Annotated in this window: 13 protein-coding genes and 2 tRNA genes; 12 read left to right on the top strand and 3 right to left on the bottom strand. The window is 69.2% G+C overall.

Annotation, left to right across the window (positions count from 1 at the left end):
• Nucleotides 1-119 precede the first annotated feature (119 nt).
• From dnaA to ACZ6KY_RS13255, 9 genes are all read left to right on the top strand, one after another.
• Nucleotides 120-2159 (top strand): chromosomal replication initiator protein DnaA, encoded by a 2040-nt coding sequence (gene dnaA / locus ACZ6KY_RS13295; RefSeq protein WP_469310419.1) that lies wholly within the window; start codon nt 120-122, stop codon nt 2157-2159.
• Between the two features lie 1074 nt (nt 2160-3233).
• The gene (gene dnaN, locus ACZ6KY_RS13290) at nt 3234-4364 is read left to right on the top strand and encodes a DNA polymerase III subunit beta (protein WP_469310418.1); all 1131 of its coding nucleotides are present in this window, start codon (nt 3234-3236) and stop codon (nt 4362-4364) included.
• Nucleotides 4365-4556: 192 nt separating this feature from the next.
• A complete protein-coding gene (gene gnd / locus ACZ6KY_RS13285) occupies nt 4557-5432 on the top strand; it encodes a phosphogluconate dehydrogenase (NAD(+)-dependent, decarboxylating) (protein WP_469310417.1) in 876 nt (291 codons plus the stop codon).
• Between the two features lie 133 nt (nt 5433-5565).
• The gene (gene recF, locus ACZ6KY_RS13280) at nt 5566-6690 is read left to right on the top strand and encodes a DNA replication/repair protein RecF (protein WP_469310416.1); all 1125 of its coding nucleotides are present in this window, start codon (nt 5566-5568) and stop codon (nt 6688-6690) included.
• The gene (locus ACZ6KY_RS13275) at nt 6687-7262 is read left to right on the top strand and encodes a DciA family protein (RefSeq protein ID WP_469310415.1); all 576 of its coding nucleotides are present in this window, start codon (nt 6687-6689) and stop codon (nt 7260-7262) included. Before recF ends, ACZ6KY_RS13275 begins: the two co-directional genes overlap by 4 nt.
• A 961-nt stretch (nt 7263-8223) precedes the next feature.
• The gene (gyrB, locus tag ACZ6KY_RS13270) at nt 8224-10287 is read left to right on the top strand and encodes a DNA topoisomerase (ATP-hydrolyzing) subunit B (protein ID WP_469310414.1); all 2064 of its coding nucleotides are present in this window, start codon (nt 8224-8226) and stop codon (nt 10285-10287) included.
• Between the two features lie 42 nt (nt 10288-10329).
• Nucleotides 10330-12921, top strand: coding sequence for a DNA gyrase subunit A (gene gyrA / locus ACZ6KY_RS13265; protein ID WP_469310413.1), 2592 nt, complete (start codon nt 10330-10332; stop codon nt 12919-12921).
• 18 nt (nt 12922-12939) lie between these two features.
• Nucleotides 12940-13659: a DUF3566 domain-containing protein gene (locus ACZ6KY_RS13260; protein WP_469310412.1), complete on the top strand. Its 720-nt coding sequence runs from the start codon at nt 12940-12942 to the stop codon at nt 13657-13659.
• Between the two features lie 101 nt (nt 13660-13760).
• Nucleotides 13761-13834 (top strand) — tRNA-Ile (locus ACZ6KY_RS13255).
• A gap of 602 nt (nt 13835-14436) precedes the next feature.
• On the opposite strand, the gene ACZ6KY_RS13250 is transcribed toward ACZ6KY_RS13255, so the two are convergent.
• Nucleotides 14437-14859, bottom strand: coding sequence for a DUF6344 domain-containing protein (locus ACZ6KY_RS13250; protein WP_469310411.1), 423 nt, complete (start codon nt 14857-14859; stop codon nt 14437-14439).
• Nucleotides 14860-15186: 327 nt separating this feature from the next.
• Between ACZ6KY_RS13250 and ACZ6KY_RS13245 the strand changes: the two genes are divergently transcribed.
• Together ACZ6KY_RS13245 and ACZ6KY_RS13240 are read left to right on the top strand one after the other, a co-directional pair.
• Nucleotides 15187-15315, top strand: a complete 129-nt coding sequence (locus tag ACZ6KY_RS13245) for a DLW-39 family protein (protein ID WP_003999697.1) — start codon at nt 15187-15189, stop codon at nt 15313-15315.
• A 287-nt stretch (nt 15316-15602) separates the two neighbouring features.
• Nucleotides 15603-17117: a hypothetical protein gene (locus tag ACZ6KY_RS13240; RefSeq protein WP_469310410.1), complete on the top strand. Its 1515-nt coding sequence runs from the start codon at nt 15603-15605 to the stop codon at nt 17115-17117.
• 40 nt (nt 17118-17157) lie between these two features.
• Here ACZ6KY_RS13240 and ACZ6KY_RS13235 read toward each other — a convergent pair whose 3' ends face one another.
• Complete coding sequence (locus ACZ6KY_RS13235; protein WP_469310409.1) at nt 17158-19023, bottom strand: serine/threonine-protein kinase; 1866 nt, start codon at nt 19021-19023, stop codon at nt 17158-17160.
• A 126-nt stretch (nt 19024-19149) separates the two neighbouring features.
• Nucleotides 19150-19698 (bottom strand): helix-turn-helix domain-containing protein, encoded by a 549-nt coding sequence (locus ACZ6KY_RS13230; RefSeq protein WP_469310408.1) that lies wholly within the window; start codon nt 19696-19698, stop codon nt 19150-19152.
• 181 nt (nt 19699-19879) lie between these two features.
• Here ACZ6KY_RS13230 and ACZ6KY_RS13225 point away from each other — a divergent pair.
• Nucleotides 19880-19952: transfer RNA gene (locus ACZ6KY_RS13225), tRNA-Ala, on the top strand.
• Nucleotides 19953-20472: the final 520 nt, after the last annotated feature.

The raw sequence follows: 20472 nt of genomic DNA, 5'->3' as shown, positions 1-20472 counted from the left end.
CTCCGATTCGTTCCCTTCTCACCGCCCCAGCGGTTTTGTTCCTCCCCGCCCCAAGCGACTGACTTCCCAACCTGTTCCCAGAACCACACGTTCGTGGGACCCGTGAGAGAGCGTGCCCCGTGGCTGACGTACCTGCCGATCTTGCCGCAGTGTGGCCACGCGTACTGGAACAACTTCTGGGCGAGGGCCGCGGGCAGGGTGTCGAGGCGAAGGACGAGCACTGGATCAAGCGCTGCCAGCCCCTGGCGCTGGTCGCGGACACCGCTCTGCTCGCCGTCCCCAACGAGTTCGCGAAGAACGTACTGGAGGGCCGGCTCGCTCCGATCGTCAGCGAGACGCTGAGCCGCGAGTGCGGCCGCCCCATCCGTATCGCCATCACGGTCGACGACTCCGCGGGCGAGCCCTCCTCGCCCGCCCCGCCCCGCTACGAGGAGCCCGAGCTCCCCGGCGGGCCGGGCCAGGGCCGTGACCCGTACGAGAACCAGGGACGCGACGACCGGAGCGCCTACGACGCCGGTCAGGCCCGCGACGACCGCGGCACGTACGAGGGCGGCCAGAACCGCGACGACCGGAGCGCGTACGAGGGCCAGGGACGGGACGACCGCGGCGCCTACGACGGCGGCGGTCAGGGCCGTGACGACCGCAACACGTACGAGCCGCAGGGGCGCGAGGACCGCAGTCCGTACGACTCCCGTCGCGACGGATACGAGGGGTACGGCCGCCACCGCGCCGACGACCACCGCGGCGGCCGCGCCGAACCGCTGCCCGGTGCCCCGGGCGACCAGCTGCCGACCGCCCGTCCCGCGTACCCGGACTACCAGCGCCCTGAGCCGGGCGCCTGGCCGCGCCACTCCCAGGACGACTACGGCTGGCAGCAGCAGCGCCTCGGCTTCCCGGAGCGGGACCCCTACGCCTCGCCGCCCCAGGACTACCGGCCGCAGTCCATGGACCGCTCGCCCTACGAGCAGCAGCGCCAGGACTACGACCAGCGTTCCGACCGCCGTGATCTGCAGGACCTCTCCGGCGGCGGTCAGGGGCGCAGGGGCGGCCCTTCGCTGTCGTCCTCGGGCGGTGCCCCCGGGTCCAAGGCCACGCAGCCCGCGTCGGCTTCGGGCCCGGGCGAGCCCACCGCGCGGCTGAACCCGAAGTACCTCTTCGACACGTTCGTGATCGGCGCCTCGAACCGGTTCGCGCACGCGGCCGCCGTGGCCGTCGCCGAGGCGCCGGCGAAGGCGTACAACCCCCTCTTCATCTACGGGGAGTCGGGCCTGGGCAAGACGCACCTGCTGCACGCGATCGGGCACTACGCGCGCAGCCTCTACCCGGGCACACGGGTGCGGTACGTGAGCTCGGAGGAGTTCACCAACGAGTTCATCAACTCCATCCGCGACGGCAAGGGCGACAGCTTCCGCAAGCGGTACCGGGAGATGGACATCCTGCTCGTCGACGACATCCAGTTCCTCGCGGACAAGGAGTCGACACAGGAGGAGTTCTTCCACACCTTCAACACGCTCCACAACGCGAACAAGCAGATCGTGCTCTCCAGCGACCGGCCGCCCAAGCAGCTGGTCACGCTGGAGGACCGGCTGCGGAACCGTTTCGAGTGGGGTCTGATCACCGACGTCCAGCCGCCCGAGCTGGAGACCCGTATCGCCATCCTTCGTAAGAAGGCGGTGCAGGAGCAGCTCAACGCCCCGCCGGAGGTGCTGGAGTTCATCGCGTCCCGGATCTCGCGCAACATCCGCGAGCTGGAGGGCGCGCTGATCCGGGTGACGGCGTTCGCGTCGCTCAACCGGCAGCCGGTGGACCTCGGTCTGACGGAGATCGTCCTCAAGGACCTGATCCCCGGCGGCGAGGACTCGGCCCCCGAGATCACCGCGACCGCGATCATGGCGGCCACCGCCGACTACTTCGGGCTCACGGTGGACGACCTGTGCGGGTCCTCGCGCAGCCGCGTCCTGGTGACGGCACGCCAGATCGCCATGTACCTGTGCCGTGAGCTCACCGATCTGTCGCTGCCGAAGATCGGCGCGCAGTTCGGCGGCCGCGACCACACGACCGTGATGCACGCCGACCGCAAGATCCGCGCGCTGATGGCCGAGCGCCGCTCCATCTACAACCAGGTCACCGAGCTCACGAACCGCATCAAGAACGGCTGACGGAGGCCGCCACCGAGCCGACGCCGGCCCCGACTTCGCGGTCGTGGCCGGCACGCTCGCTCAGGGGCGGCCGGTCAGAACTGCTCCGCCAGACCAAGAAGCAGTCGTACGCGTCTGAGGGCGCCCCGGGACATCCTCCCGGGGCGCCCTTCGCCGTTCCCGGAACAGCTCAGCCGCACGCTCCAAGAGGTCCGAACACACCCTCCGGGAGCTTCGTTCACGCTTCTTGAGAGGTTCGGGCCCCGTTTCCGAGGGTTCCCGCCTCGCTTTCACCGCTACCGGCCCGACACCTGCTGTTCGAATCCGAGCCTGGTTACGGCCACTCTCCACAGATGTGGTGACTTTCTTCCGTCCACACCCTGGGGACTGGGAAGTTGTCCAGATAGTTTCCACAGGAAGCACTGTTGAAAGACCATCAGACCAGGTCAACCGCCTGTGGATTCGTGGACAAAGACTATCCACAGCCTGTGGACGAAGAAAGGATCCACAAGCCGTACGCGAAGTTGTCCACCGGTGACCCACAGGCCGGGGCCCGTTGTCCCCAGTGATCCCTAGCTTCTCCACACCTCTGTCCACTGTTCGGCAACGCGCCGCGCACTCTCACCGCGTCGAGTGAAAGGCGTCACACCAAGGTGCCTGATTGGGCTGTGGGGAACACGGGCAAAGCTGGGGACGACGCTGGGGAGAAGTGACCCCAAGCTGTGGATCGAGTGTGCAGAACTTTTCGTCGTCCACAGATACCCCCGGTTGTCCACCGCCTCCACCCACAGGGCCAGTGGACAAAAAATCGCCTCTGAGCTGCGAAAACGGGGTTATCCACGGTTTCCACAGGCCCTACTACTAAGACCAACTAGAGATAGCTTGAGAACCGTTTCGAAGTGGGGGCTGTGCACAACTTGCCCTCGGAGGCCCAAGTGCCGCTCGGCACGACTTGACCCCGAGAGGCACCGACTGTCAGCGCGGTGCGTCAGACTGTTCCCCGGTGTCCTTCCCCTTCAACGGTCCGAGCGACACCGAGTGAGACGACGAAGGCCAGCAGGGCGAGAGCGCCGGCAACAGACGGAGGCGGCAACGGTGAAGATCCGGGTGGAACGCGACGTACTCGCGGAGGCAGTGGCCTGGGCGGCACGCAGCCTCCCGGCCCGTCCGCCGGCGCCTGTCCTCGCCGGCCTTCTTCTGAAGGCCGAGGAGGGCGCACTGAGCCTCTCCAGCTTTGACTACGAGGTCTCGGCGAGGGTCTCCGTGGACGCGGAGATCGACGAGGAGGGCACGGTCCTCGTGTCCGGCCGCCTCCTCGCGGACATCTGCCGGGCGCTCCCCAACCGGCCGGTGGAGATTTCCACAGACGGTGTACGGGCGACCGTGGTCTGCGGCTCCTCGCGGTTCACCCTCCACACCCTTCCTGTGGAGGAGTACCCGGCACTGCCCCAGATGCCGTCGGCCACCGGCACCGTCCCCGGTGAGGTCTTCGCCTCGGCCGCCGCCCAGGTGGCCATCGCCGCCGGGCGCGACGACACGCTCCCCGTGCTCACCGGTGTGCGCATCGAGATCGAGGGCGACAAGGTCACCCTGGCGTCCACCGACCGCTACCGCTTCGCGGTCCGCGAGTTCCTGTGGAAGCCGGAGGACCCGGAGGCGTCCGCGGTCGCCCTGGTGCCCGCCAAGACGCTCCTGGACACCGCCAAGGCCCTCACGAGCGGCGACAGCGTGATCCTGGCGCTGTCCGGCTCCGGCGCGGGCGAGGGCCTGATCGGCTTCGAGGGTGCCGGGCGGCGTACGACCACCCGACTGCTCGAAGGCGACCTTCCGAAGTACCGCTCGCTGTTCCCGACGGAGTTCAACTCCATCGCCGTCATCGAGACCGCCCCCTTCGTGGAGGCCGTCAAGCGTGTGGCCCTGGTCGCCGAGCGGAACACCCCGGTGCGGCTGAGTTTCGAGCAGGGCGTGCTGATCCTGGAGGCCGGCTCCAGCGACGACGCACAGGCTGTGGAAAGGGTCGACGCCCAGCTGGAGGGCGACGACGTCTCGATCGCCTTCAACCCGACGTTCCTGCTCGACGGCCTGAGTGCCATCGACTCGCCCGTGGCCCAGCTCTCCTTCACGACGTCCACGAAGCCCGCGCTGCTGAGCGGCAGGCCCGCCGTGGACGCCGAGGCGGACGAGGCATACAAGTACCTGATCATGCCGGTGCGCCTGTCCGGCTGACCCCGGAGCCCGCCGGTCCCCAGGGCCCGGCGGGCCGCACCGCGGGTAGGGCATACGTCTGAGCGGCTATGCCCACAGATGTGCGTGTGTTCCCCCGGTGCCCGAAAGGCGTGGGTGGTACCCCCAGGTCTAGGCTCGGACCCAGGTACGAGAGTGCCCTCACGCCACGTCGCAACCCTTAAGGAACAACTGATGGAGCTCGGTCTCGTCGGCCTCGGCAAGATGGGCGGCAACATGCGCGAGCGGATCCGCCGCGCAGGTCACACCGTCATCGGATACGACCGCAACCCGGACCTCGCCGATGTCCACAGCCTGGAAGAACTCGTGGGCAAGCTCAAGAGCCCGCGCGTGGTGTGGGTCATGGTCCCGGCGGGCGCCGCCACCCAGTCCACCGTCGACGAGCTGGCCGCCCTGCTGGAGCCCGGCGACGTCGTCGTGGACGGCGGCAACTCACGCTGGACGGACGACGAGAAGCACGCCGTCGAGCTGGGCATCAAGGGCATCGGTTTCGTCGACTGCGGCGTCTCCGGCGGCGTCTGGGGCCTGGAGAACGGCTACGCGCTGATGTACGGCGGCCACGCCGAGCACGTCGCCAAGGTGCAGCCGGTCTTCGACGCGCTCAAGCCCGAGGGTGACTTCGGAGCGGTGCACGCGGGCAAGGTCGGCGCGGGCCACTTCGCGAAGATGGTCCACAACGGCATCGAGTACGCCATGATGCAGGCCTACGCCGAGGGCTGGGAGCTCCTGGAGAAGGTCGACTCCGTCACCGACGTACGTGAGGTCTTCCGCTCCTGGCAGGAAGGCACGGTCATCCGCTCCTGGCTGCTCGACCTCGCCGTCAACGCGCTGGACGAGGACGAGCACCTCGAGAAGCTCAAGGGCTATGCACAGGACTCCGGCGAGGGCCGGTGGACCGTGGAGGCCGCCATCGACCACGCGGTGCCGCTTCCCGCGATCACCGCGTCGCTCTTCGCCCGCTTCGCCTCGCGGCAGGACGACTCGCCGCAGATGAAGATGATCGCGGCGCTGCGCAACCAGTTCGGCGGCCACGCCGTCGAGAAGGCCTGATCGACGCCCCGGGTTCTCCGCACCCGGGGTGACCCGGTTGTCCACAGCCGGGGACGAAACCCGAGAACCGGGGTCCGGCCCGGACCCCGGGGACAACCCGAAACACCATGCTGGGGGAGGTCGGCGAACGACCATGCACGTCACGCATCTGTCGCTGGCCGACTACCGCTCGTACGCCCGGGTCGAGGTCCCGCTCGACCCGGGCGTCACCGCGTTCGTGGGTCCCAACGGACAGGGCAAGACGAACCTGGTCGAGGCGGTCGGCTATCTCGCGACCCTCGGCAGCCACCGCGTCTCCTCCGACGCGCCGCTCGTCCGTATGGGCGCCGACCGGGCGATCATCCGGGCCAACGTCCGCCAGGGAGAGCGCCAGCAGCTCATCGAGCTGGAGCTGAATCCCGGCAAGGCCAACCGCGCCCGCATCAACAGGTCCTCCCAGGCCAGACCCCGTGACGTACTCGGCATCGTGCGAACCGTCCTGTTCGCCCCCGAGGACCTCGCCCTCGTCAAGGGCGACCCCGGAGAGCGACGCCGGTTCCTCGACGAGCTGATCACCGCCCGCTCCCCGCGCATGGCGGGCGTCCGGTCCGACTACGACCGGGTCCTCAAGCAGCGCAACACCCTCCTGAAGTCGGCCGCGCTGGCCCGCCGGCACGGCGGCCGCACCATGGACCTGTCCACGCTCGACGTGTGGGACCAGCACCTCGCGCGCGTGGGTGCCGAGCTGCTGGCCCAGCGGCTCGACCTGGTCGCCGCCCTCCAACCGCTGGCCGACAAGGCCTACGAGCAGCTGGCGCCGGGCGGAGGGCCCGTCGCCCTGGAGTACAAGGCGTCCTCGCCCGGCATCGTGGGCCACGCCCGCGAGGAGCTCTACGCCCAGCTGATGGCGGCCATGGAAGAGGCACGCAAGCCGGAGATCGAGCGCGGTGTGACCCTCGTAGGGCCCCATCGGGACGATCTGGTCCTCAAACTCGGTCAGCTGCCAGCCAAGGGATACGCCTCCCACGGCGAGTCCTGGTCGTACGCGCTGGCGCTGCGCCTGGCCTCGTACGACCTGCTCAGGGCCGAGGGCAATGAGCCGGTGCTGATCCTCGACGACGTCTTCGCGGAGCTGGACACCCGCAGGCGCGAGCGCCTCGCGGAACTTGTCGCGCCCGGCGAGCAGGTGCTCGTGACGGCCGCCGTGGACGACGACGTACCGGATGTTCTGGCCGGGACGCGGTACGCCGTGTCCGAGGGCACGGTGGAGCGCGTATGACGGAGAACACATCGGGAACGGGTTCCGGGGGCACGTCCGGCGCCGAACCCCGCAAGCAGACCCCCGAGCCGTCCGGCGTCGACCTCGCGCGCGTGGCGCTGCGCGCCGCGAAGGAGCAGGCACGCGCGCGTGGGGACGCGGCCCAGCAGAAGAAGCAGGCGCGGCGCGGCGGCGGCCTGCGTTCCGGCTCGGGTGCCGACGGACGCGATCCCATGGCGCTCGGCGCCGCCATCAACCGGCTGCTCAGCGAGCGCGGCTGGGAGGCCCCGGCCGCGGTGGGCGGTGTGATGGGCCGCTGGCCGCAGATCGTCGGCGACGACCTGGCCAAGCACTGCGTTCCGCTGCGCTACGACGACGACCCGGCCGAACGGGTGCTGACGGTGCAGTGCGACTCGACGGCCTGGGCGACCCAGCTGCGCCTGCTGGCACCGCAGTTGGTCGCGCGGCTGAACCAGGACCTAGGCCACGGCACCGTGCGCCTGCTCAAGGTCCAGGGGCCGACGGGTCCCCCGCGCCGGTACGGGCCGTTGCGCGCCCCGGGCAGCACGGGTCCCGGCGACACCTACGGGTGACCGGCGGACCACGACGGGCCCGGCCGCGGACGACAGCCACGCGCCCGGACGCCGCTCACCGCTGACGGTGACCGGCGTCGCGGTACCCGCGGACGACGCGGAAGACGCTCAGACCGTCGACCGCGCCTTCGACCTTGCCTCCGGCCGCCGGTGATCGTGAGGGATTCCGGACCGCCGGCCGCGGCCGCTCGTGCCTGCGGCTGATCTGACGCGCGACAAACCGCCACCGCGCCACCGTGACACCTCGCCACCGCGGCAGACCGTGCGGCGCGGCCGGCTCGGACGGCGCCGGGCCGTCGGTGATCGTGACCACGCCGGGCCGCGGATCCCGCTGACAGCGAACGAATTCGGGCCGCCGCCCGCGGCGGAGCCCGGTCGCGTCGGGCCCGCGATCGGTGTGCGCGCGGTCGCCGTACGCCGGAGGCGGTGACCACTCGTCGCGCCTTCGATCCCTTCGCCGACCCCGCTCGCGGGTGACTCACTGTTCTCCCGGGTTCGTCGTGGCGGCGGCCGGTGGGTCGCGCGGCACCCCGCCACCCCTGCCGACTGATCTGACAAACCAGCGATCGTCCCTGGTCAGAGGCGTATCAGGCCCTGGCCGGAGTTACCCGCGGCCGTCCGGCAGGACGCCCCTCGACGGGCTCCGTCCGACCGCCGCGGGTAACCGCACGCAATGGCGGACTTCGACCTGACTCGTCAGTAGCCAAGGGTTGACACCCCGAAGCGCTGAGTGCCGCTGTAAGCCTCTTTGGGCCCGGGTCCGCATATGGGGAGTCGGGCGAGACCGGTTCAGGGCGGCACATGCGGACTCAGGTACCGGCAAACCCCCATCACTGTCGGCGCTACCGGTAGACTGGAAGCTAATCCCGCCCCACTAGTGGGACGCACCGAGCAACGCTGACCAAGGCTTACCACCGCAACACGCCGCAGCCGCTCCGGCCACCCGCCGGGAGTTCGGCTTGTGCTGTGCCAGAAAGGGCGCTTCGTGGCCGATTCCGGCAACCCCAACGAGAACATCCCGTCCACCGACGTCGGCGCAAACGGCGAGGTCACAGCCTCGTACGACGCCAGTGCCATCACCGTCCTCGAGGGTCTGGACGCGGTCCGCAAGCGACCCGGTATGTACATCGGCTCGACCGGTGAGCGAGGCCTGCACCACCTGGTGCAGGAGGTCGTCGACAACTCCGTCGACGAGGCGCTGGCCGGCCACGCGGACACGATCGACGTCACGATCCTCCACGACGGCGGCGTGCGCGTCATCGACAACGGCCGCGGCATCCCGGTGGGCATCGTCCCGTCCGAGGGCAAGCCGGCCCTGGAGGTCGTGCTGACGGTCCTGCACGCGGGCGGCAAGTTCGGCGGCGGCGGCTACGCGGTCTCCGGCGGTCTGCACGGCGTCGGCGTCTCCGTCGTGAACGCCCTGTCGAGCAAGGTCTCGGTCGAGGTCAGGACCGAGGGCCACCGCTGGACGCAGGACTACAAGCTCGGTGTTCCCACGGCCCCGCTGGCCAAGCACGAGGCGGTCGAGGACACCGGCACGTCGGTCACCTTCTGGGCCGATCCCGACATCTTCGAGACCACCGAGTACTCCTTCGAGACGCTCTCGCGGCGCTTCCAGGAGATGGCGTTCCTCAACAAGGGTTTGACGATCAAACTCACTGATGAGCGCGAGGTGGCGAAGGCCACAGTGGGTGCGGACGAGGCGGGTGCGGACGAGAAGGACGAGGTCAGGTTCGTCACGTACCACTACGAGGGCGGCATCGTCGACTACGTGACGTACCTCAACTCCCGCAAGGGAGACGTGGTGCACCCCACCGTCATCGACCTCGAAGCGGAGGACAAGGAAAAGAGCCTGTCCCTCGAGGTCGCGATGCAGTGGAACAGCGGCTACAGCGAGGGCGTGTACTCCTTCGCCAACATCATCCACACCCACGAGGGCGGTACGCACGAGGAAGGCTTCCGTGCGGCGCTGACCTCGCTCATCAACAAGTACGCGCGCGACAAGAAGCTGCTTCGCGAGAAGGACGACAACCTCACGGGCGACGACATCCGCGAGGGTCTGACCGCGATCATCTCGGTCAAGCTGAGCGAGCCCCAGTTCGAGGGCCAGACCAAGACCAAGCTGGGCAACACGGAGGCGAAGACCTTCGTCCAGAAGGCGGTCTACGAGCACCTCAACGACTGGCTGGACCGCAACCCGAACGAGGCCGCGGACATCATCCGCAAGTCCATCCAGGCGGCCACCGCGCGCGTGGCGGCCCGCAAGGCGCGTGACCTCACCCGCCGCAAGGGCCTGCTGGAGTCGGCGTCCCTGCCGGGCAAGCTCTCCGACTGCCAGTCGAACGACCCCATCAAGTGCGAGATCTTCATCGTCGAGGGCGACTCCGCCGGCGGCTCGGCCAAGTCCGGCCGTAACCCGCAGTACCAGGCGATCCTCCCGATCCGGGGAAAGATCCTCAACGTCGAGAAGGCGCGGATCGACAAGATCCTGCAGAACCAGGAGATCCAGGCGCTGATCTCCGCCTTCGGCACCGGAGTCCACGAGGACTTCGACATCGCGAAGCTCCGCTATCACAAGATCATTCTGATGGCGGACGCCGACGTCGACGGCCAGCACATCAACACCCTGCTGCTGACCTTCCTGTTCCGCTTCATGCGGCCCCTCGTCGAGGCCGGGCACGTGTTCCTGTCCCGCCCGCCGCTCTACAAGATCAAGTGGGGCCGGGACGACTTCGAGTACGCGTACTCGGACCGTGAGCGCGACGCGCTGATCGAGCTGGGCCGCCAGGCGGGCAAGCGTGTCCGCGAGGACTCGATCCAGCGCTTCAAGGGTCTCGGTGAGATGAACGCCGAGGAACTGCGCATCACGACCATGGACCAGGAGCACCGCGTGCTCGGCCAGGTCACGCTCGACGACGCCGCCCAGGCAGACGACCTGTTCTCGGTCCTCATGGGCGAGGACGTCGAGGCGCGCCGCGCGTTCATCCAGCGCAACGCCAAGGACGTCCGCTTCCTCGACATCTGAGTCGGTCTCAGCTGACCGCGTCAGAAAGGATCTTCACCAGCAATGACCGACGAGAATACTTCGAGCACTCCTGAAGACGGCGACATCATCCTGCGCATCGAGCCCGTCGGGCTCGAGACGGAGATGCAGCGCTCGTACCTCGACTACGCGATGTCCGTCATCGTGTCGCGCGCGCTGCCCGACGTGCGGGACGGTCTCAAGCCCGTCCACCGCCGCGTCCTGTACGCCATGTACGACGGCGGCTACCGGCCCGAGAAGGGCTTCTACAAGTGCGCCCGCGTCGTCGGCGACGTCATGGGCACCTACCACCCGCACGGCGACTCCTCGATCTACGACGCGCTGGTCCGCCTCGCGCAGCCGTGGTCGATGCGGATGCCGCTGGTGGACTCCAACGGCAACTTCGGCTCTCCCGGCAACGACCCGGCCGCCGCCATGCGGTACACCGAGTGCAAGCTGAAGCCGCTGTCCATGGAGATGGTCCGCGACATCGACGAGGACACCGTCGACTTCACGGACAACTACGACGGCCGCAACCAGGAGCCGACGGTCCTGCCGGCCCGCTTCCCGAACCTGCTGATCAACGGCTCGGCGGGCATCGCGGTCGGTATGGCCACCAACATCCCGCCGCACAACCTGCGCGAGGTCGCGGCCGGCGCCCAGTGGTACCTGGAGAACCCCGAGGCCTCCCACGAGGAGCTCCTGGACGCCCTGATCGAGCGCATCAAGGGCCCCGATTTCCCGAGTGGCGCCCTGGTGGTGGGCCGCAAGGGCATCGAGGAGGCGTACCGCACGGGCCGTGGCTCCATCACGATGCGCGCGGTCGTCGACGTCGAGGAGATCCAGAACCGCCAGTGCCTGGTGGTGACCGAACTCCCGTACCAGGTCAACCCCGACAACCTCGCCCAGAAGATCGCCGACCTGGTCAAGGACGGCAAGGTCGGCGGCATCGCGGACGTCCGGGACGAGACCAGCTCCCGTACCGGCCAGCGGCTCGTGATCGTGCTCAAGCGGGACGCCGTCGCCAAGGTCGTCCTGAACAACCTCTACAAGCACACCGACCTGCAGACGAACTTCGGCGCGAACATGCTGGCGCTCGTCGACGGTGTGCCGCGCACCCTCTCCCTGGACGCGTTCATCCGCCACTGGGTGACGCACCAGATCGAGGTCATCGTCCGCCGTACGAAGTTCCGGCTGCGCAAGGCCGAGGAGCGCGCGCACATCCTGCGTGGCCTCCTGAAGGCCCTGGACGCCATCGACGAGGTCATCGCCCTCATCCGGCGCAGTGACACCGTGGAGATCGCTCGAGAGGGCCTGATGGGCCTCCTGGAGATCGACGAGATCCAGGCCAACGCGATCCTCGAGATGCAGCTTCGCCGGCTCGCCGCCCTGGAGCGCCAGAAGATCATCCAGGAGCACGACGAGCTCCAGGCCAAGATCCGCGAGTACAACGCGATCCTCGCCTCGCCGGTGCGTCAGCGCGGCATCATCAGCGAGGAGCTCGCCGCGATCGTCGAGAAGTTCGGCGACGACCGCCGCTCCAAGCTGGTGCCCTTCGACGGTGACATGTCCATCGAGGACCTGATCGCCGAAGAGGACATCGTCGTCACCATCACGCGCGGTGGCTACATCAAGCGCACCAAGACGGAGGACTACCGCTCGCAGAAGCGGGGCGGCAAGGGCGTCCGCGGCACGAAGCTGAAGCAGGACGACATCGTCGACCACTTCTTCGTGTCGACGACGCACCACTGGCTGCTGTTCTTCACGAACAAGGGCCGGGTCTACCGCGCCAAGGCGTACGAGCTCCCGGACGCCGGCCGTGACGCACGCGGCCAGCACGTCGCCAACCTGCTGGCCTTCCAGCCGGACGAGGCGATCGCCGAGATCCTCGCGATCCGCGACTACGAGGCGGCGCCCTATCTGGTGCTGGCCACCAAGGGCGGACTGGTCAAGAAGACGCCTCTCAAGGATTACGATTCGCCCCGCGCGGGCGGCGTCATCGCGATCAACCTTCGTGAGACGGAGGACGGATCCGATGACGAACTGATCGGAGCCGAACTCGTATCCGCCGAGGACGATCTGCTCCTGATCAGCAAGAAGGCGCAGTCGATCAGGTTCACGGCGACGGATGACGCTTTGCGACCGATGGGCCGTGCGACCTCGGGCGTCAAGGGAATGAGTTTCCGCGAGAGCGATGAGCTGCTCTCGATGAATGTTGTTCGACCCGGTACGTTCGTGTTCACTGCCACAGACGGTGGGTACGCGAAGCGGACCGCCGTCGACGAGTACCGCGTCCAGGGTCGCGGCGGCCTCGGTATCAAGGCCGCCAAGATCGTCGAGGACCGCGGCTCCCTCGTCGGCGCGCTGGTGGTCGAGGAGACCGACGAGATCCTCGCCATCACACTGTCCGGTGGTGTGATTCGTACGCGAGTCAACGAGGTCAGGGAGACGGGCCGTGACACCATGGGCGTCCAACTGATCAACCTGGGCAAGCGCGATGCCGTGGTCGGCATCGCTCGTAACGCCGAGGCCGGCCGCGAGGCGGAGGAAGTCGACGGCGACGACGCCGTGGACGAGACCGCCGAAGGCGTCGAGGTCATCGGTACGGAAGAGGGCGAGCCGTCCTCGGCCGAGTAGCGCGAGGAGTGAGTCGTCGTGAGCGGAGCCACGGGCGCCGGATCGACCGGTACGGAAACGGACGGCGGCCGTGGCACCGCCATGGATGAGACTGACTCCCATGACTCTCATGGATCCCAGGGGGGAACTGTGACGGACACCCGAGGCCAGCAGGCCCAGCAGTACGCGGGCGGGCAGGCGGCCCCGGCCGGGGCGCCCGTGACCCCGGGCGCGCCGCCGGTATCGCCCCCGGCGGCGGCATCACCGCTGCCGGGCGAGCGGCAGGGGCAGCAGCCCGCGCAGCCGTATCACCCGCCGCAGGCGTACCCGGCGCAGCCACCGTCGGGCGCCGTCCGCCGGCCGCGCACCGGGGCGCGCACGACCCCGCGCACGCGCAAGGCGCGGCTGCGGGTGGCCAAGGCCGACCCGTGGTCGGTGATGAAGGTCAGTTTCCTGCTCTCCATCGCGCTCGGCATCTGCACGATCGTGGCGGCCTCGGTGCTGTGGATGGTCATGGACGCGATGGGCGTCTTCTCGACCGTCGGCGGCACGATCTCCGAGGCGACCGGCTCGAACGAGTCCAACGGCTTCGATCTCCAGTCGTTCCTCTCGCTCCCGCACGTCCTGCTGTTCACGTCGATCATCGCGGTCATCGACGTGGTCCTCGCGACGGCCCTGGCGACCCTCGGAGCGTTCATCTACAACCTCTCCGCCGGCTTCGTCGGCGGCGTGGAGCTGACCCTCGCCGAGGACGAGTGAGGGTCCGTTCAAACGCCCTCTGACTATCGATTTTGGGACTGGCCGCGTCGTGCGCTAATCTTCAGAGGTCAGCGCGCGGGACACACACCGCAAAGCGCGGCGGGGCTATAGCTCAGTTGGTTAGAGCGCATCCCTGATAAGGATGAGGCCACAGGTTCAAATCCTGTTAGCCCCACAGCATGAAGACCCTCGACCATTCACGGTCGGGGGTCTTTTGCGTGTCCCGTGCGGGATCCTCACGAGGGGGTGGGCGCCATCGCGGGCGTCGGCTGCCGTGGCACACATGCGGTCGTGGCACATGCGGGGTCGTGGCACACGGGCCATCGTGACGCGCAGCCCCTGCTGAGGGAGCCGGTGCGCGAGGCGCGGAGGAAGGCTCGGGGCCGCGCAATGCCGAAGGCCCGGCGACTCTTCCGAGTCGCCGGGCCTTTGCCCTGGGTGCTTTGTACGCAAGTTCGCCGCTACGTCAGGGTGTCTGTGAGGGGTTACGGGTTACGCGGAAGGCCGTGTGAAGGGGCGGGTGTCTCGGGCGTCCGACCAGGAGCGGCCGGGGACCGCGGGGCCAGAGGGAACGGCCGGGTCCGTGAGGTCCGAGGAACGGCAGGAGACCGCGAAGCGCAAGGAGGGACCGGAGACCGCGAGGTTCGGGGAGGGGCCAAGGACCGCGGGGTTCAAGGAGTCCGAGGGCCGCGAGGCTTGAGAAGTGGCTGCGGACGGGGTTCCGTCCGCCCGTACCGACTCCTCGTACGGGGCTCCCCGCTTGTCTCAGCGCTCTTCTCAGCGCTGGAGCGGCGCTACGGGTGTGAGGGCCCTCGGGGGCTCCGTGTCGGGCGCTGCGAGGGTCTCGGGCCCGGAACAGGTGTCGGGGTCCGCGAGGCCTTCCAGGCTGCCGTGGGCGGCGGGGTCCGCCGTGTCGTCGTCGGCCGGTGCGCGGTGGCGGCAGCTCGGCGAGGAGCCGTGGGCCTCGGCCCGGATCCGTTGCTTCATGGTGGGGGGCAGTGCCCGACTGTAGGACCAGGCCCAGGAGGCCGTCGCCGGGGCGATCGCCTGGGCGGTCACCGAGGTCTCGGCGTTGCGGGCCGAGCCGGCCTGCGGTACCGCGGCGGCCGCGGTGGTGGTGATGAGTCCGAGCGTCGTGCATAGCGCCAGGAACGCGGTGACGATCGCGGTCCACAGCTTCATGACCTTGTTCTGGGTCACGGCCCCTCACTTTCGGGTCGGGCGATTTGCGTACTTTCCTCATGATGTGTATGCGGGCCGCGAAGTGGTGGACCTGCGCCCGTGGCGCGTTGATGTTCAGATGAACACCACCCGAATAGCCGCAAGTGATCAGAAAAGTCCCTAGACGCCCTTGAAAGTAACCTTCTGTGATGTGTGATCACCCTGAGATCGGAGCGGTCGCATCCCGTTCGATCGCTGCGCGCGGGGCCGCAGTTGAGGGCCGATCCAGGTCACCGATCGATATCGGTCGGTGTGTATAGTCGGGCGCCAGAAGTCCCCTACGTCAACGAAAGACGAGGTCGCGCGGTGAAGAAGCTTCTCCTGGTCGCACTGGCCGCCATCGGCGGGCTCCTCGTGTACCGCCAGATCCAGGCGGATCGCGCCGAGCAGGATCTGTGGACGGAGGCGACTGACTCCGTGCCCACGGGTTCGTGAGTACCGACAACAGTCTCGGAGCAGACCCCGGCCGCCTCGCGGTCGGGGTTTTGTGTTTCCCGGGGTCCTGCCGGTCCACGAAAGCAAGCAAATCGGTTGCGCAGGCGGAAATCGTGGCCGTACGGCCGTTCCCTTTCAGCCGCTCCCACTGATAGCCCGGGTGTCGCCGTGGCCGACGGGGCAGGATGGGCCGCGCCAGGGGCTACGACGAGGGGTGGCGCGTGATGGGGCGGCGCACGGAGGGCCGGCGAGCCGGGGGCCGGTGTGCGCGGCCGTGGCGCGGCCGGATGCTCGTGGCCACGGCAGCGGCGGCCGCGCTCTGCGTGCCCCTCGCACCCGCGGGCCGGGCCGCTGCGGCCGATCCCGCGGCCCCCGCTGCGCGGACCACCGCCGAAGACGCGAGGACGGCTGCCGGCAGTACGCCCGGGCCGTACGCCTTCGCCGAGGACGCCACCACCGTCAAGGGCACGACCGACACGACGGACTCCGTACGGCTTGAGCCGGGCCGCACGTACAAGAGCTCCGTCGGAGTTGCGGGGAGGGACGGCAGGCTTTACTACCGTCTCGAACTCGATGCCGTCTCCAGCGCGTACGTCTCCGCCACCGCCGTCCCCCGGCGCGGCGCGACGGTCTCCTACTCGGACGGCCTCAAGGTCTCGCTACAGGACGACAACGGCCGCAACTGCTCGTTCTCCGGCACCGTCCACTTCGGCGCCACCCAGAGCCCGCACCCCATCGCCGCCTGGGCGTCCCGTGAGACGAGCGGCAAGCAGTACGCCTGCCAGCCGGCGGGAACGTACTACGTGGTCGTCGAACGCACCGGAGCGGCGGGGACGACGAGCGGTACGACGGGTTCGGCCGGCACAGCGCCTTCTTCGTCCCGCCCGTGGGACCTGGAGCTCAGCTATGTGTCGGAGCCCGGTCTGAAGAAGGCGCCCGGTCCGACAAACGCCCCGGACGTCTGGAACTCCGCGTCGCCCGACGCCCTCGTGGGGGCCCCGAAGCACCGCGCCGGCGGCGCCGGGTTCAGCGGGGCCGTCCCGCTCGGACAGGGAGTCTGGAAGGACGACATCAGCCCGGGGCAGACCCGCTTCTACAAGGTGCCGGTCGGCTGGGGACAGCAGTTCTACGCCACCGCGGACCTGGGCAGCGCGAGCCGTGGCGAGGGCTATATGGGCACCGCTCTCGTCATGTCCCTCTACAACCCCGTACGCGGCTTCGTCGACGGCGTCGGCTCCGGATACGACGGCAGCCAGCGCTCCGCCGCGCTCGCCCCCCTTCCTCCCGTCGCCTACGAGAACCGCTATGCCCTCAACGACCACGTGAGCGGCATGCGGTTCGCCGGCTCCTACTACCTTGTGGTCCATCTCGCCGCGCAGGTCGCCGACCGCTTCGGCGAGGGGCCGTTCGGGCTGACACTGCGGGTGCGCGTGGCCGGAGCGGCACAGGCGGGGCCCGCCTACGCGGGACGGGCGACGCCCCGGGACGTGTTCGCGGTCCCGGTAGGCAACTCCGACAACGCGACCGACGACGGCGCGGCGGGCACCGGGGACGGCGGCAGCGGCGACGCCGGCCGAAGCGGAGCCATGAAGCTGGTCGCCGCGGGCGGCATCGGCACGGGAAGCCTGCTGATGCTGACCCTCGGAATGTGGACCGTGGTCGCGCGCCGCCGTGCGGTACGAACTCCGGGGCCAGGCCCGGCGGACGCGGACACGGCCTCGGCCTCGCTTCCCGTGCCGCCGCCGACAACGCCGACGCCGGCACCGGAACCTTGGGAGCACAGGACGACCCGGGGCTGGTAGCGCTCCTCGCCCGGACCACGGGCCGGGCCCGTTCGTTCCGTCAGGTTTGGGTCAGCGCCCAGAACCCCACCGCGAAACAGGCCAGGGCGAGCAGCAGCATCGGCACCGCGACCCTGGCGGGCGGCCCCGGACGCGGCCGTGCGCGTCTTCCTCGGCGTTCCCGAACCGCCGCCGTCCGGGGCGGAAGCTGAACGGACCGAGCGGTGTACGAAGCAGTGGAGGCGTACGCGTGCTGCGGCATCGCGGCGGCCGGGGCCGGGGTCCGATGAGGGGAGGGCCCCTGCGTGGGAAGGGGCGCGGTAGGGGGAGTGGGCGTCGGGGTCGGGTCGAAGGGCGGCGGGGAGAACGGGGCGGACGCCGGCGGGGGGAGCGGGACCGAGGCGGGGGGAGTGGGCGCCTGCGCCTCAGGCCATGCCTGCTGGGGTTGCCGCGTCTGTCGGTCCTGGGGCTGGTGGAGCGGATGCGCCGCCAGCGGTTGTCGCGAGGAACCGGCGGTAGTAGCGGGTCGCGGTGGCGGCAGATGGAAGCTGCCGGTGTCCGACATCGAGGACGGCTGGGGAGAGGTCCCGAGGGCGGGGTCCGGCGGTGCGTCGTCGGGGGCGGCAAGAGGTCGGGCGTCCTCGGAGACGGGCCGGGACGGTACGCCGTCGGAGACGGTCAGGGGGCGTACGCGCTCAGGCTCAACTCCCGTCTCGTCGGCAGCGGGTTGAGACCGTACGGCGTCCGGAGCGGGCCACTCTCCTACGGAGTCCTGCGCGGAGTCCTGTGCCGAGGCCCGCTCCAGTTCGGCGGAACGGGATTCCGGGCGTACGGCCCCGGTACCGAGGTCGCGCTGCCTGTCCTCGGCGTTGGACGCAGGCCGGACGCCGGAGTCGGAATCAAGGTCAGTGCCACGGTCAGCGCCAAGGCCCAAGTCCGATCTGGACCTTGAGCCGGAGTCGTCGAGTCCGGGGTGAGCGGCTGTGGTGTCCGGATGGCCGCGGGAGGACAGAGTCCGCGAGCTCGCTTCCGAAGCGTTCCCCGGATCCAGGGGGCCCGCAGGGCCGAACCCCTCGGGCAGCGGCCCGAGTTGGTCGAAGACCTCGATCAGCTCGTCGTCGGGTCCGGGCTCGGGCAGCAGCTCGACGGCTGCGGCAAGGGCCTTGCGCGCCCCCGTGGCGGTGCGGAAGCGAGCGTGCGGATCCGGCTGGAGGAGCATCGCCACGACCTGCCACACAGGCTCGGGTATGCCCCGCGGGGCGGACGGCGTTCCGTGCTCGGCGAAGTACTCGATCAACGCCTTGGCGTCGGGCTTGGTGCCTTCCAGGAGGTACAGGGCGACCAGGCCCACGGCGAACAGGTCGGCGGGAAAATCAGGTTCGGAACCCAGCATCTGCTCGGGCGCGAGGTAACCAGGTGTTCCCACCACGTAGTTGGTCTCGGTGAGCCGTGACTCGCCCAGCCGCATGGCGATGCCGAAATCGGACAACCGCAACCGCGGCCGGGCTGTGCCGGACGCTTCGAGGAGCACGTTGGCGGGCTTGATGTCGCGGTGCACGACCCCCTCCGCGTGCACGGCGGCGAGACCCGACAGGAGCTGGTCGATCAGGGTGCAGACGAAGGAGGGAGGCAGCGGGCCGTAGTCGTTGACCAGGTGGACCAGGGAGCCCCCGGCGACCAGATCCATGGTGAACAGGACCTTGTCGTCGTCGGCGGCCCAGCTTGCGGGAGCCAGCACATGAGGATGGTCGATCCGCAGCGCCTGTTCCCGCACGAACCGCAGCAGCGCGTGCGCGTCGCTCTGCTGGAGCACCTTGGCGGCGACATAGCGGCGCCGCCGGTGGTCCCAGGCGCGCCACACGGCACCGACTCCCCCGCGCCCGATCGGGTCGACCAGTTCGTACCGGCCTGCGAAGACCTCACCCATGGTCGTACGTCGCTCCCCTTCGGCGGTCGGTCCGGAGACCTCTTCCGAGGTGCCCGGCTGCGTGACGTGCGGCGGCTGGAAGGTGTCACGGCCTCCAGCGCCGGGCGGTCGGCGGCCGGGCTCGGCTCAGCTCTGGTGGGACTGGTAGTGCGCGACCGCGTCGGACGTACGGCCGGCACCGTAGACCCGGAGGAACTCTGCCAGTTCCGGGTGGGTCGGGGCGAGGGTGTTCGCCGCGTCGATGATGTCCCCGGCGGCGGCCACCGAGCGCAGCAGTGACTGGATCTCGCGGACCACCCGCTTGACCGTCGGGGCTCCCGAACTGGTCGTGGACTGCGTGGTGTTGCTGAGCACCGATCCCCCCTGGGACTTCTTGATCTCGTCCATCCGCTCGGTCGCCTCGGCGGCGCTGACGCTCCCGTCGGCGACCTGCCCCGCCAGGTCCTGCAGGAGCTGGACGCGCTGGACCACCGCGGGATTGCCGATCTTGGCCCGCTGACCGCTCATCAGCTGCGACAACATGGGTGCGGAAAGCCCCAGCACCCCGGCAAGACGCGCCTGGTTCAGACCCAGGTCCTCTATGAGCCTACGGAAGAGCGCCCCCAACGGCTCCCCGTACCAGTTCCGCTGCAGCTCCCGGGCTCTCGCGGTTGCTTCCTGCTGTGCGGCGTCCATTGCGTCTCCCCATCGCTTCCCCAAGTACCGCGGTTCGCGACAGCGAACCACGTCGAGCATCTTACGGAGAGTGGTCGTCCACGGGGACCCCCAATATTTTGCGAGATCCCCTGGGTGACCCGGTACTCTGGTCTGCGGCGCCCGTCGACGGATGGTTCTTGTGGTCGGACGCTCCTCTTACGGGGCCTTAGCTCAGTTGGTAGAGCGCTGTCTTTGCATGGCAGATGTCAGGGGTTCGACTCCCCTAGGCTCCACACCTCGGACCGGTCAGTCGCCTCATAACGGCGGCTGACCGGTTTTCGTATGTCCCCTTATGGCCCGCCCCCGTGCCCTTGGCGAGGCGGTTCTCGGACGGGACGGAACCGACACGAGCCGTACCAGTGACGTGTGTCACAGATACGGCTTTGCAGGCGTTGCATTTCTTTGCGCAAACAGAATGGCCGGGGTGAGGCCTGCGGCTCCGCTGTGCGGGAGGCCGGTACTGCGCCCAGAGGGTTCCGTACCCGGGCGGGGCCCTTGTGTGAGCTGCTGCGCGGGGGTGCCGAGTGACGGGTTCGGCGCATTCCGTTAACAACATCTCCATGGATACTGCACACGAGGACCGTTGCAAACGTCATCGCGGGCCGTGCGGGTAAATCCTCCGCACGGTGCCGGCGTCCCCTCGTGGCGCTGTTCCACGTGAAACATCGCCGTGGGGGGGGGGGGGGGGGAAAGCCCCCCCCCCCACCTACCGTTGGTCTGTTTTTCCGGGGGGCGTTGCTCCTTCCCCCCCCC

It is taken from the genome of Streptomyces sp. NPDC042002 (genome assembly GCF_055588305.1).
The sequence above is the reverse complement of the archived record's forward strand: the minus strand, read 5'-3'. Positions and strand labels throughout refer to the sequence as shown.